Annotated in this window: 10 protein-coding genes; 8 read left to right on the top strand and 2 right to left on the bottom strand. The window is 67.5% G+C overall.

Features of this window, described 5'->3' with window-relative positions; all coding sequences use genetic code 11:
• The first annotated feature begins 44 nt into the window (after positions 1–44).
• From speB to cspE, 5 genes are all read left to right on the top strand, one after another.
• Complete coding sequence (gene speB, locus BLV63_RS14885; protein ID WP_066214375.1) at positions 45–1,097, top strand: agmatinase; 1,053 nt, start codon at positions 45–47, stop codon at positions 1,095–1,097.
• A gap of 430 nt (positions 1,098–1,527) precedes the next feature.
• Positions 1,528–3,261, top strand: coding sequence for an ABC transporter ATP-binding protein (locus tag BLV63_RS14880; RefSeq protein ID WP_066214377.1), 1,734 nt, complete (start codon positions 1,528–1,530; stop codon positions 3,259–3,261).
• Positions 3,258–5,333 carry an ABC transporter ATP-binding protein gene (locus tag BLV63_RS14875; RefSeq protein ID WP_066214379.1) on the top strand — a complete coding sequence of 692 codons (2,076 nt, stop codon included), beginning with the start codon at positions 3,258–3,260 and terminating at the stop codon, positions 5,331–5,333. Before BLV63_RS14880 ends, BLV63_RS14875 begins: the two co-directional genes overlap by 4 nt.
• Before the next feature lie 171 nt (positions 5,334–5,504).
• A complete protein-coding gene (locus tag BLV63_RS14870) occupies positions 5,505–6,248 on the top strand; it encodes a copper homeostasis protein CutC (RefSeq protein WP_066214381.1) in 744 nt (247 codons plus the stop codon).
• A 462-nt stretch (positions 6,249–6,710) separates the two neighbouring features.
• Entirely contained in the window at positions 6,711–6,914 is a 204-nt protein-coding gene (cspE, locus tag BLV63_RS14865; RefSeq protein WP_066214383.1) for a transcription antiterminator/RNA stability regulator CspE, read from the top strand.
• Between the two features lie 271 nt (positions 6,915–7,185).
• Here the strand turns inward: cspE and BLV63_RS14860 are convergent, their stop codons facing one another.
• Both BLV63_RS14860 and BLV63_RS14855 read right to left on the bottom strand, forming a co-directional pair.
• Positions 7,186–8,541, bottom strand: coding sequence for a UDP-glucose dehydrogenase family protein (locus BLV63_RS14860; protein WP_066214384.1), 1,356 nt, complete (start codon positions 8,539–8,541; stop codon positions 7,186–7,188).
• A 19-nt stretch (positions 8,542–8,560) separates the two neighbouring features.
• Positions 8,561–9,850: a glycosyltransferase family 4 protein gene (locus BLV63_RS14855; RefSeq protein WP_082724170.1), complete on the bottom strand. Its 1,290-nt coding sequence runs from the start codon at positions 9,848–9,850 to the stop codon at positions 8,561–8,563.
• A gap of 147 nt (positions 9,851–9,997) precedes the next feature.
• Between BLV63_RS14855 and BLV63_RS14850 the strand changes: the two genes are divergently transcribed.
• From BLV63_RS14850 to purN, 3 genes are all read left to right on the top strand, one after another.
• Positions 9,998–11,347, top strand: coding sequence for a cell division protein PerM (locus BLV63_RS14850; RefSeq protein WP_066214387.1), 1,350 nt, complete (start codon positions 9,998–10,000; stop codon positions 11,345–11,347).
• 155 nt (positions 11,348–11,502) lie between these two features.
• On the top strand, positions 11,503–12,846 hold the full coding sequence (locus BLV63_RS14845; RefSeq protein WP_066214388.1) for an alpha/beta hydrolase: 1,344 nt from the start codon (positions 11,503–11,505) through the stop codon (positions 12,844–12,846).
• A 41-nt stretch (positions 12,847–12,887) separates the two neighbouring features.
• The gene (gene purN / locus BLV63_RS14840; protein WP_066214390.1) at positions 12,888–13,460 is read left to right on the top strand and encodes a phosphoribosylglycinamide formyltransferase; all 573 of its coding nucleotides are present in this window, start codon (positions 12,888–12,890) and stop codon (positions 13,458–13,460) included.
• Positions 13,461–13,493 lie beyond the last annotated feature (33 nt).

The following is a 13,493-nucleotide window of genomic DNA, read 5'->3' as shown; positions in this document are numbered from 1 at the left end:
ACTCGCCCCCTCGAGGGTCGTTCAATGGAGAGTGAAGGACGGAAATGGAAGAGCTCCGCATCGAAGCCAATGGCAATCTGGGTCCCATCGACTCCTCCCGGATCCCGCGCTACGCAGGGGCTGCGACGTTCGCCCGCCTCCCGCGCCTGGATCAGGTGGAGAAGGCCGACGTCACGGTGGTCGGCGTTCCCTTCGACACGGGTGTCTCCTACCGTCCGGGCGCCCGCTTCGGCGCCAACCACGTCCGTGAGGCCAGCCGGCTGCTCCGCCCGTACAACCCGGCCTGGGACGTCAGCCCGTTCGAGAACGTCCAGGTGGCCGACGCCGGCGACATGGCGGTCAACCCCTTCAACATCAACGAGGCCATCGAGACCATCCAGCAGAACGCGCTGGACCTGACGGCCGACGGCAGCAAGCTCGTCACCCTGGGTGGCGACCACACCATCGCCCTGCCGCTCCTGCGTGCCGCCGCCGAGCGCGCCGGCGAGCCGATCGCCATGCTGCACTTCGACGCTCACCTGGACACCTGGGACACCTACTTCGGCGCCGAGTACACCCACGGAACCCCGTTCCGCCGCGCGGTCGAGGAAGGCATCCTGGACACCGAGGCGATCAGCCACATCGGCACCCGTGGCCCGCTGTACGGCAAGAAGGACCTCGACGACGACCACCGCTTCGGCTTCGGCATCGTCACCTCCGCCGACGTGTACTACCAGGGTGTGCTCGAGACGGTGGAGAAGGTCCGTGACCGCATCGGCCGCCGCCCGCTCTACATCTCCATCGACATCGACGTGCTGGACCCGGCTCACGCCCCGGGCACCGGCACGCCCGAGGCCGGCGGCATCACGAGCCGCGAGCTCCTGGAGATCATCCGCGGCTTCCGCGGCATGAACCTCGTGGGCGCCGACGTCGTCGAGATCGCTCCGGCGTACGACCATGCGGAGATCACCGGTGTGTCGGGCAGCCACGTGGCCTACGAACTCGTCACGCTCATGGCCGATTCCGCCCTGGAAGGCGACCGCTTCGGCGCTCCGAACGGCTACGCGGCGCAGGCTCTCGGCCAGAAGGACCACCGTCCGGCGGGCTTCAACGCCTGACCACTGTCCGTCCGCCGTCGGGATTCCGGCGTGAGGACGTGACCGACGCGATGCTCTGAAAGCCGCGTCATCGAGCAGCGCCCCGGGAAACCGGGGCGCTGCTGCGTTTAAGCCCGTCCCGAGGCGCCCGTTCATTTCTGCAAGAACCGCTTCGGAACTCTGGTCTGGAAGCGCGGGAGAGCTTAGCCTGAAGGCATGTCCACAGGGTGAGTTCCCATGATACGGTTGCCTCCCGCAACCAAGAGGCCTTCGGGCTCCGTCGATCCCTCCTGGCCGAAGCGGTCGGTGGCCCCGGCCCCTCCGCTGAGCCGGAGCAGGAGTATCCTCCAGGCGGATTGTTGCCGTTCCGACCCGGAAAACCGTCGTCCTGAAGGATGATCTCGCTGCATTTCCCCTTTTTTGTCAGACCCTGTTCACTAGGCTGGATTCCATGCTCCTGACGCTCATCAAGCGCTACTCAAAGCCTTATCTCGGCCAGATCCTGGCCGTGCTTCTCTTTCAATTGGGCTCCACCATCGCGGCCCTCTACCTTCCCAGCTTGAACGCCCAGATCATCGACGAGGGCGTCTCCAAGGGCGACACCGACTACATCTGGCGCACCGGCAGCGTCATGCTGATGGTGGCCTTCATCCAGGTCATCTGCGCCATCTTCGGCGTCTACTTCGGTTCGAAAGCCTCCATGGCGATCGGACGCGATCTGCGCCGCGGCATCTTCCGCAAGGTGACCAGCTTCTCCGCCAAGGACGTCAACAAGTTCGGCGCCCCCACCCTGATCACGCGCGGGACCAACGATGTCCAGCAGATCCAGATGGTCGTCCTGATGGGCCTGAACTTCATGGTGTCCACTCCGATCATGTGCGTCGGCGGCATCATCATGGCCCTGAAGGAGGACATCAGCCTGTCCTGGCTCGTGTGGGTCTCCGTTCCGATCCTGGTGGCCGTCGTCGGCTACCTGGTCGTCCGCCTCATGCCTCTCTTCCGCGGCATGCAGGGCAAGATCGACCGCATCAACGGTGTCCTGCGCGAGCAGATCATCGGCATCCGCGTGGTGCGGGCCTTCGTGCGTGAACCCTTCGAGAAGGACCGGTTCGGTGTCGCCAACCAGGATCTGACGAACGTCTCGCTGAAGATCGGCGCCCTCTTCGTGCTGATGTTCCCAGCCATCGGCATGATCCTCCACCTGTCCACGGCCGCGGTGCTGTGGTTCGGCGGACAGCGCGTGGACCAGGGCAGCATGCAGGTGGGCTCGCTCACCGCGTTCCTCTCCTACCTTCTCCAGATCCTCATGGCGGTCATGATGGGCACCTTCATGGCCATGATGATCCCGCGCGCCTCGGTCTGTGCCGACCGCATCGGTGAGGTGCTCGACGTCGAGCCGTCGATGAAGGAGCCGAGCGACCCGAAGCAGCCGGCCGAGCTGGCCGGCCGCGTCGAATTCCGCGACGTGACCTTCGCCTACCCCGGCGCCGAGGAGCCCGTGCTCAGCAACATCTCGTTCACGGCGGAGCCCGGCCAGACACTGGCCATCATCGGTTCCACCGGCTCCGGCAAGACCACGCTGGTCTCCTTGCTGTCCCGCCTCTACGACGCTGAGTCGGGCGAAGTGATCCTGGACGGGGTGCCCGTTCCGGAGCTGGCCCGGCAGGACATCACCCGCCGCGTGAGCATGGTGCCGCAGAAGCCGTACCTGTTCTCCGGCACCATCGGGGACAATCTGCGGTTCGGCCGGACCGAAGCCGACGACGAGGACCTCTGGGGGGCGCTCCGGGTGGCACAGGGCGAGGACTTCGTCCGGGCCAAGAGCAAGGGGCTCGACGCGCGGATCGCGCAGGGCGGCACCAACGTCTCGGGTGGCCAGCGCCAGCGCCTCTGCATCGCGCGGGCCCTCGTGAGCCGGCCCAAGGTCTACGTCTTCGACGACTCGTTCTCGGCTCTGGACGTGACCACGGACGCCAGGCTCCGCGCCGCGCTCAAGAAGCAGACGTCCGATGCCACGGTGATCATCGTGGCACAGCGCGTCTCCACCATCACCGAGGCGGATCAGATCCTCGTCCTCGACAATGGCCGGATCGTGGACCGTGGGACCCACCAGGAGCTCCTGGCCACGAGTCCCACCTACCAGGAAATCGTTGAGTCCCAGCTGAGTGCCGAGGAGGCAGCATGAGCGGCGACAGCAAGTTCGCAGGTCGCGGCAAGCGCGGCAAGGGCGGAGCCGTGGCGGAGGACACCGCGGACGCCCCCGCCGTGGCCCCCGACGACGACGGCATCGAGGAGCAGGAGTACCAGCCCACCGAGGCCGACGGCGGCATGTTCGGCGATGTGCCGGCCAAGAAGGCCAAGAACTTCTGGCCCAGCGCCAAGCGCCTCTTCGGCCTCCTGAAGCCGGAGGCCGCCGGCGTCTGGTTCGTGGTGGTCCTGGTGGTCATCTCGGTCGTCCTCAATGTCATCGCGCCCAAGGTGCTCGGCAAGGCGATGGACGTCATCTTCGCGGGCGTGATCGGCAAGCCTCTTCCGGCGGACGTGACCAAGGACCAGGTGGTCCAGGGTCTGCGGGCGTCGGGACAGAACAACTTTGCGGACATGGTGTCCAAGATGGATCTGGTCCCGGGCCAGGGCATCGACTTCCAGCAGCTGAGCTTCCTCATCGCCTCGGTGCTGCTCATGTACTTCGCGGCGAACCTGTTCCTCTGGGCGCAGGGCTACATCCTGAACCGGATCGTCATGAAGGTGGTCCGCCGCCTGCGTGACGACACGGAGGCCAAGCTCAACCGCCTGCCGCTGAACTACTTCGACACCCGCCAGCGCGGCGACATCCTCTCCCGCGTGACCAACGACGTCGACAACGTCCAGCAGGGCCTCCAGCAGGCCTTCTCCCAACTGGTGTCCTCCGTGCTGACGGTGCTCGGCATCGCGGTCATGATGTTCGTGGTGTCCTGGCAGCTCGCGCTGATCGCCCTGATCGCTCTGCCGCTGTCCGGCATCGCGGCCGGTGTGATCGGCAGCCGCAGCCAGAAGCTGTTCGCGGCCCAGTGGAAGAACACGGGCGACCTGAACGGTCAGATCGAGGAGTCCTTCTCCGGTCACGACCTCGTCCGGATCTTCGGCCGCGAGCAGGACATGCTGGAACGCTTCGACGAGAAGAACGAGTCCCTGAACAAGGCGGCGTTCGGCGCGCAGTTCGTGTCCGGCATGATCTTCCCGGTCATGCAGTTCATCTCCTATCTGAGCTATGTGGGCATCGCGGTCGTGGGCGGCCTTCGGGTCGCCGCCGGCCAGATGTCGCTGGGTGATGCGACCGCGTTCATCCAGTACTCCCGCGAGTTCAGTCAGCCCCTGGGCCAGATCGCCGGCATGGCGAACATGCTCCAGTCCGGTGTGGCGTCCGCGGAGCGCGTGTTCGAGTTCCTCGACGCCGACGAGCAGGACGAGGAAACGGCCACCGAGCACCTCCCGGCCAAGACCGATGGCCACGTGGAGTTCCAGAACGTGAGCTTCAGCTACACGCCGGACAAGCCGCTCATCGAGGACCTCTCCTTCACCGCCGAACCCGGCCACACCGTGGCCATCGTGGGGCCGACCGGTGCGGGCAAGACCACCCTGGTGAACCTGGTCATGCGGTTCTACGAGCTGAACTCCGGACGGATCACGCTGGACGGGGTGGACATCACGCACCTCAGCCGGGCGGAACTCCGTTCCAAGATCGGCATGGTCCTCCAGGACGCGTGGCTCTTCGGAGGCACGATCTACGAGAACATCCGCTACGGAAACCTCGACGCCACCGAGGACCAGATCATGGCGGCGGCGAAGGCCACATTCGTGGACCGCTTCGTGCGTGCGCTCCCGGACGGGTATGACACCGTGATCGATGAGGAGGGCAACAACGTCTCCGCGGGCGAGAAGCAGCTCATCACGATCGCCCGGGCGTTCGTGTCCGACCCATCGCTGCTCATCCTGGACGAGGCCACGAGCTCCGTCGACACCCGCACCGAGCTGTTGCTGCAGAAGGCCATGGCCGCACTGCGGACCGATCGGACGAGCTTCGTGATCGCCCACCGTCTCTCGACGATCCGCGATGCCGACACCATCCTCGTGATGGAAGACGGCCGCATCGTGGAGCAGGGCAACCACGCACAGCTCCTCGCCAGCGAGGGCGCGTACTACCGCCTCTACATGTCGCAGTTCGCAGGCGGCATCGAGGAGGAGGAAGAGCCCGCCGCGGTGGGCGCCGGCGAGTAATCCGCAGGACATCATGTCCCGGCGTCGTGCAGGTTCTCATCTGCTCGACGCCGGGACATGAGTTCGCTTCGAGAGTTCGGATCAGACGCTCCAACGGGCGCCGAACGCACGCGAAGGGCTTGAAACACTTCGCACCCGTCACACCGAATACAGGAATCACAGGGGAATCGCATGTTGCTTGAGATCGCCGTCACCTCGTCCAGCGGAGTGGCGATCGCCGCCCAGGAGGGTGCTCACCGGGTCGAGCTGACCACGGCTCTGGAGCTCGGAGGGCTGACGCCGTCCCAGGGGCTCATGGAAGCCGGCATGGAGGCTGCCGGGGGAGCGGTCGAGGTTCACCCGCTCATCCGCTGCCGTCCCGGCGATTTCCTCTATTCCGCTGAAGAGCTGGGTCTCATGGAACGTGAGATCCGCACCCTGATCAGCCAGGGGGCCACGGGTGTGGTGGTCGGTGCGCTCACGGCGGATGGCGAGATCGACCGCGAGGCGTTGCTCCGGCTGTCGGCGGCCGCTCGCGACGTGAGTGACCGTGCGGAACTGACACTCCATCGGGCGATCGACCAGGTGCGGGACGCCGAGAGCGCCCTGGACACCGTGATCGGGCTTGGCTTCACCCGGGTGCTGTCCTCCGGTCAGCGCCCGACGGTTGCTGCGGGATTGCGGCAGCTCGAGAGCATGCGCCGCCACGCGCAGGGCCGGATTCAGATCATGGCCGGCGGGGGTCTCTCCTTGGAAGACATTCCGGCGGTGCAGGCCGCAGGGCTGGATGCGGTCCACCTCTCCGCGAAGAAGGTGATCTCGACCGCCCAGGGCGAGGCGGTGTCGCTGGGCGCAGCGGACGGGGCGGACCCGACCGCCTACCTGGTGACGGATGCCGACGTGGTCCGGGCAGCACGCCAGGCCATCGACGGCTGAACACGGAGGCATGCCGGACCCGGCCGATGACGGATTGTGACAGAAATTCTTCCTCGGGGTCACAATTCCCCCTTGATTGACACTTCAATGCTTGAGACCTCAAGTTTCGCTGCCCGAGCCACCTCCTTTGGGGGCCGGTCCGGGCGCGATCCGGCCGCGGACCGACGGCCGTTCCTGCAGAAGTCTTCAATCTTCGCCGTCGTATGTCGCCAAATGTCGCGGTTTTGCGGCGACTCGCCGAAGAATCGTTGGACGTTTGCGTGTCACGAAGATTTTCACAAAAGCCTATGGAAATCCGAGTCACTACCTGTAAACTGAAGCTGTCGAAGTGTTTGGCACTCAGCAGTTCAGGTAGTACCGTGGCGTCCTCGCCCATCTTTCTGAAGCATGGTTGAAGCATCCACTCGCCGGGTCTCATATACCGGGGATCCGTAAACCTTCAGTAAGGAAAGTAAGAAAGACATGGCAACAGGCAGCGTCAAGTGGTTCAACGCGGAAAAGGGCTTCGGCTTCATTGCACCTGAGGATGGCTCTCAGGATGTGTTCGCGCACTACTCCGCAATCAACAGCAACGGCTACCGTTCTCTCGAGGAGAACCAGCGCGTGTCGTTCGACATCGAGCAGGGCCCCAAGGGTCCCCAGGCCGTGAACATCACCGCTATCTGAGGTTCTCTGAAGAGCCCGATGCCGATCAGGGCAGGGCACTCCTAGACCTTTGAAAGGGCCGGTCGCACAAGCGACCGGCCCTTTCGCATGCCTGCGGTCATCCTCAGGGGCCGGTGAGGCCACTTCGAAGGGGCCGGACGAGTCCGGTAGAGGCGGACCGAGGAGGACCGCACGGGGTCGCGGGGATCCGCTCGGGGCCGGCCGCACCCGGTCCGCCGATGCCGCACCCGGAACGCCGACGCCGGGCCCGGTCCGGCGTGCCGCTCTCAGCTCAGGACAGGGCCGGGCTGACGGCTTCGGCTCCGGCGCCTGCCAGCCGGGGACGCGCGCCGAGGCCGTGAACGGTCCAGCCGGCGGCCGACCACTGAGCCGCGTCGAGAGCATTGCGGGTGTCCAGCAGGAGCCTGCGGCGGACGACGGAAGCGGTGCGGACCGGGTCGAGCGACCGGTACTCCTCCCACTCGGTGGCGAGCACCACCAGCTCGGCCCCCTCGAGCGCGGCCATCGGACGGAGTTCGAAGCGCAACTGGGGGAACCGCAGCCAGGCGTTGTTGATGGCTCGCGGGTCCGTGACCGTGACGTGCGCGCCGGCTTCGGCCAGCCGTACCGACACGTCCATGGCGGGGGAGTCCCGGATGTCGTCCGTGTCCGGTTTGAAGGACGCGCCCAGCACCGTGATCTGCCGGCCCGCCACGGAACCGCCGAGGAGGTCTGCCGCCGCGTCGACACTGCGCACACGCTGTGCCTGATTGATCCCGTCCACCGTGCCCATCCAGTCCTCGAGGCTGGAGACACCCAGGCTTCGCGCCTGCGTCCGCAGGCTGCGGATGTCCTTCGGCAGGCATCCGCCGCCGAATCCGAGCCCGGCATGCAGGTACCGCGCGCCGATCCGCGGATCCAGCCCCATGGCCGAGGCGAGTTCGACGACGTCGGCGCCCGCGGCGTCGCACAGCTCGGCGATCGCGTTGATGAAGGAGAGCTTCGTGGCGAGATACGCGTTGGACGCCGACTTGATCAGCTCCGCCGTCGCGTAACTGCACACGAGACGCGGCACGCCGGCCGAGAGGAGCGGGGCGTAGACCTCGTCGAGCGCCCGCACCGCGGTGTCGCCGCTGCGGCCCGCGACACCGTAGACGAGACGGTCCGGGACCAGGGAGTCCTTGACCGCGGTGCCCTGCCGGAGGAACTCCGGATTCCAGGCCAGGACCAGGTCATCACCCTGAGCGACGAGTTCACCCAGCATGTCCACCGTCCCGACCGGGACCGTGGACTTCCCGGCGAGCACCGCTCCAGCGGGTGCGTGGGCGACCACCTCGCGCGTGGCGGACAGCAGATAGCCCAGGTCGGCGCCCTCGCCGGTCTTGGACTGCGGCGTCCCGACGCACAGGAAATGGACCTCGCAATCGGCCACGGCGGCGAAATCCGAGGAGAACGTCAGAGAGCCGTCCGCCGTCCCGTGGAGCAGCAGTTCGTCCAGACCGGGTTCGTAGAAGGGTGACTGACCCCGGGAGAGCTGACGGACCTTCGCCTCGTCCGTGTCGATGCCCACCACCTGGTGGCCCATCGACGCCAGCGTGGCGGCATGAACGGCGCCCAGGTACCCGCAGCCAATGACGGAGATCTTCATGTTCCGGCTCCTCTGCTTCTCAGCGGTTCTTCTTGGATGGTTCGGTGCGATGCTGTGCCCAGGGCGCCGTCGCCGTCTGGGCGCGGGGACTCCGGAAGACAGCGGGCGGTTCGACGAGCGAACGGGCCCAGGACCGGACGGCGCCTTCCCGCGCGGCCGCCCGCAAAGCGAGGCTCGGTGCGGGGAGGCGGGGGACTCCGGCGTCGCGGGCCGCCTCGTAGTGCGTCACGAGTTCGCGGCCGATCGCCTCCCAGGTCCTGCCCTGCACGCTCTGCAGTGCCGTACGGGCGAATGCCTGCCGCTTGACGTCATCGCCGAGCAGATCGGCGGCATGGCCGCGGAGCTGCGCGAGGTCGCCCGGCTGGTACAGCCAGCCGGTCCGCGAGTTGTCCACGAGGTCGAGCGGGCCGCCTCGGCCGGTCGCCACGACCGGAACCCCGGACGCCATGGCCTCCTGGATGGTCTGGCAGAAGGTCTCGAATTCGCCGGGGTGCACGAAGAGGTCGAAGGAGGCCACCAATCGGGCCAGGTCCTCGCCGCCTTGGAAGCCGGTGAAGACGGCGCCGGGCAGGAGCTTCTCGAGTGCCTCGCGCTGCGGGCCTTCGCCGACGATCACGAGGCGGGTCCCGGGCAGGTCCGCCAGGACCTGCAGATCCTCCACCTGTTTCTCCACCGCGAGCCGGCCGACGAAGCCGATGATGCGCTCGCCGTGAGGGGCCACGGAGCGCCGCCACGCGTCGTCGCGCTTGGAGGGGTGGAAGCGCCGGGTGTCGACGCCGCGCCGCCAGAGGTGGACCCTCGGGATCCCGCGGCCCTGCAGCTGGTCCCTGGCGAAGGTGGACGGGGCCAGGGTGCGGGAGGAGAGGAGGTGGATGTCCTCCACGCGCTGCCAGGCCCAGTTCTCCAGGAACGGCACCCCGTAGCGTGCCGCGTAGCCCGGGACCTCCGTCTGGTACACGGCGACGGTCGGGATCCCCAGCTGCTGCGCGGCCTGCACGGCCCTCCACCCGAGCACGAACGGCGAGGCGAGATGCACCACGTCGGGGGCGAAACCGGCAAGGATTCTCTTGACCCGGTTGACACCTCCCAGAGCCACTCGCACGTTCGTGTAGCCGGCCAGGGGGACCGCGGGCAGCCGGTGGACGGCCGCTCCGGAGACCTTCGCAGGGGATTCCTCGGCGCCGGAGGAGGGGGCGATGACCAGAACGTCGTCGCCCCGTTCCTGAAGATGATCCAGAACCCTCAGGATCGAGTGCGTCACACCGTTCATCAAGGGCAGGAAGGACTCTGCCACGATTGCGATCCTCACGCTTTCCACGGTGCGCGCCGCTCCTGACCGCGGCGCATCCCTGAGCTGGCCGGAAAGGAAAGCTTGGGTTAACGGGCAGTCCGGACCCGGCCGTCCGACGTCGGCGCCTCACGCCCGCGCAGCCCCCGGCGTGGCAGGATGGAAGGGATGAAATTGCGTGCAGATCAGAGCGGAAACCGTGGCCTTCCCATGCCCTTGTGGCTGCAAGGCGGGCTCGAGGCCGCCCAGGCCGCGATCATCTCCGCGCTGCTCGTGCTGCTGCCGGTGCTCTGGGTGTGGGCGACCGGCGGGTTCGGTCCCACCGGACCCGACTTCATGGCGCGGCTGGCCGGGCAGGCCTGGCTCCTCATTCACGGGGTCCCGCTGAGCGTCCACCTCTATGCCGGGAACGCCGCGTCGCAGGATCTGGGCGGGCCGCTGACCCTCCTGCCGTGGGGGCTCGCGCTGATCCCGTTCGCCCTCTCGTGGCGTGCGGGCAAACGCCTGGCCCGCGCCTCCTACTCGGACCAGCTCTGGCAGGCGGCGCTGGGCGCCTTGCTCGTCTACGGGGCGTTCTCCTTCGCCACCGCCTTCGTCTGCGGCACGGTGGACGTGCGGATCAACCTGGTGCAGGCGGCCCTGATCCCGCTGCTGCCCGTGTTCCTCGGCCTGGTCCTCGGAGCGCGGCGCGAATCCCGTTCGTGGTCCCGGCTGATCGGGGTCGAGGCGGTCGACTGGATCTCCCGGACCAGTCAGCACTCGCGCTGGGCGGGGTCCTACCTCTGGACCGTCGTCCGCGCCGGTTTCCTGGCGGCGATGGCCGCCCTCTCGCTCGCCGCGCTGATGTTGGCCGTGACGCTGGTGGCACACTGGGCCGACGTCGTCAGTGTCTACGAAGGCCTCGGAGGCGGCATCCCCGGCGGCGCCGGACTGACCCTGGCGCAGCTGGGCTATCTGCCTCATCTGGTGGTGTACTCGCTGGCGTGGCTCAGCGGCGCGGGCATCACCCTCGGGGTGGGCTCGACCGCCGGCGCGCTCGGCACCGCGGTGGGACCCGTCCCGGCGGTGCCGGTCCTGGCGGCCCTGCCCACCGGCCCCCTGCCGTTCGGTTTCGTCGCGCTGGCGGTCCCCGTCGTCGCGGGTGTCCTCGCCGGGTGGTGGTTCCTCCGCGAAGGTGAGAACCACTTCGACGAATGGCTCTCCATCCGCGTCAAGGCCCGCTGGTTCACCATGCCGGCGTCCACCCTCGTGCTGGCGGCCGCCGTCGGCGTGGTGACCGGCGCGGTCGCGATGGTCCTGGCGTGGATGACCAGCGGATCGCTGGGCCTGGGGCGGCTCAGCCATCTGGGTGCGCCGCCGCTGCAGACGGCGCTGTACGTCGCCTGCGAGGTGGCGGTCGGCGTCGTGATCGGACACTCGGTGGCGCCGTGGCTGGAACGTGAGCAGCTGAGCGGGTACGACGACGCCCCCTCCCGCCGGATGAGCGAGTCGTTCTCCGCGAGCAAGTCCGCCGACTGAGCGACGGCGCTGACCGCGCGGACAGCACGGGGCGGGCTGCCGGGCGGGGTGCCGCAGGAGATCCTCCCGGGTGACCTCCAGGGAACTTTCAGGACGTCAGGTGCACAATTCCTTGGGCGGACGTTCAGGCCGCCTGCGACGGAAAGGCCACCGGCATGGAATTCTTCAAACAGCTGCTCAACGCGGACATCCTCGGTGACGGCTTCCTGCTGGTGTGGTCGGTGCTCAGCGCCGCCGTCGTGCTCTACCTGCTGTTCAAAGAGTGGAACGTCCGCTGGTTCGTGAAGGCGCTCCTCGCCCTCGTGGCGGGGGCCGGGCTCGGATGGCTCGTGGCGTGGTGGCTGATCACGGTCCAGGACGCCTTCGGCGACGGCATCATCCTTCCGGTGTGGCTGTGGTCCGCCGCGGTGTTCGCCGGCCTGGCCCTGGCCGTGCTGAACCTCAGGCGCAGCCGCTGGTGGCGCAAGGCCGTGGCCGTGGTCGGAGTCCTGCTCTTCACCGCGACGGCGGCGTTCCAGATCAACGCGGCATACGGGCTCAACCCGACGCTCGGCGCGCTGCTGAACATCAACACCGCCAATCCGCTCGAGGTCGCCGGCAAGGATCACTGGAAGAGCGAGAATCTCCAGCGTCCTCTGTACGAGGAGTGGAAGGCTCCGGCGGATCTGCCTGCCGTCGGGCAGATCGGCACGACCCCCCGGTACATCCCCGCAGCGCATTCCGGCTTCCCGGCCCGGTGGTCAGCCCTGTATCTGCCGCCCGCCGCACTGGTGAAGAACCCTCCACGGCTGCCGGTCATCATCTTCATGCTGGGTCAGCCCGGCCACCCCGACGCACGGCTGATGGGCTACGCGGTCAACGCCTACGCGGCACAGCATCACGGCTTGGGGCCCATCGTGGTGGGCGTGGACCAGTTGAGCGACCCGAGCCTCGACCCCCTCTGCCTCGACACCTCCATGGGCAAGGTGGAGACGTACATGATGAAGGACGTCGTGCCGTGGATCAGGAACAACCTGCCGGTGCGCCAGGACCGGAAGGACTGGGCGATCGTCGGCTATTCCAACGGCGGGTCCTGCGCGGCCTACTTCGGGTCGAAGTACCCGCAGGTGTTCGGGAGTTTCGCCGGTCTGGGGGCGGAGGCCTTCCAGGGTTCGGATCACAGCGCCGAAGTGCTCCGCGACGTCTTCCACGGTGACCAGGCCGCGTACAACGCCGTCAGACCGATGAACATCATGGCGAAGCGGGCCCCGTACCGCGACACCAGGGCGATCTTCACCGTCGGCCAGAACGACGGCGTCTTCCTCCCCGCCGCTCAGGCGTACACGGCGGCGGCGAAGAAGGCCGGCATGGACACCTCGCTCTACATCGTCCCGCATGGCGACCACTCCCACACCGGGCTCGACGGCGGGATCGAGAAGACCCTGCAATGGCTCTACCCGAGAATGGGCCTCGCCGCGCCGGGAACCGTGCCGTATGTGGCCAGCCTGACATCGCCCTGAGCGGATTCGGGGCGGCGATCCGCACTGGATACTCTTGGACCATGCGAATTGTGGTCTTGGTGTCCGGGAGCGGATCGAATCTTCAAGCCGTCATCGACGCGGTGGCACAGGGCGAGCTGGACCTGGAGATCGCGGCCGTCGGCTCCGACCGCCCCGACGCCTACGGCCTCGTCCGGGCCCGTGAAGCCGGCATCCCCGCCTTCACCGTGAACTTCCGTGACTACGCGGACCGCGCGGAGTGGGATGCGGAGCTGACGCGTGTGGTCTCGTCCTACGCCCCGGATCTCGTGCTGTCCTCCGGCTTCATGCGGATCGTCTCCGCGGCGTTCATCGACACCTTCCAGGGCCGCTACCTCAACACCCACCCCGCACTGCTGCCGGCCTTCCCCGGAGCGCATGGCGTCCGGGACGCGCTCGCGTACGGGGTCAAGGTGACCGGCTGCACCGTGCACTGGGCCGACGCCGGCGTCGACACGGGGCCCATCGTCGCGCAGGAAGCAGTGGCCGTCCTCGACGGCGAGACGGAAGCCGAACTGCACGAACGGATCAAGGTCGTGGAACGGCGGCTGCTTGTCAGCACACTGTCAGCGATTGTTCAGCACGGCTTGCTATAAATTACAGCGCGCGCCTCAGAACGCACCCATTGT

Source organism: Arthrobacter woluwensis (assembly GCF_900105345.1).
Lineage (GTDB): Bacteria > Actinomycetota > Actinomycetes > Actinomycetales > Micrococcaceae > Arthrobacter_E > Arthrobacter_E woluwensis.
This window is presented reverse-complemented; position numbering and strand designations above follow the sequence as displayed.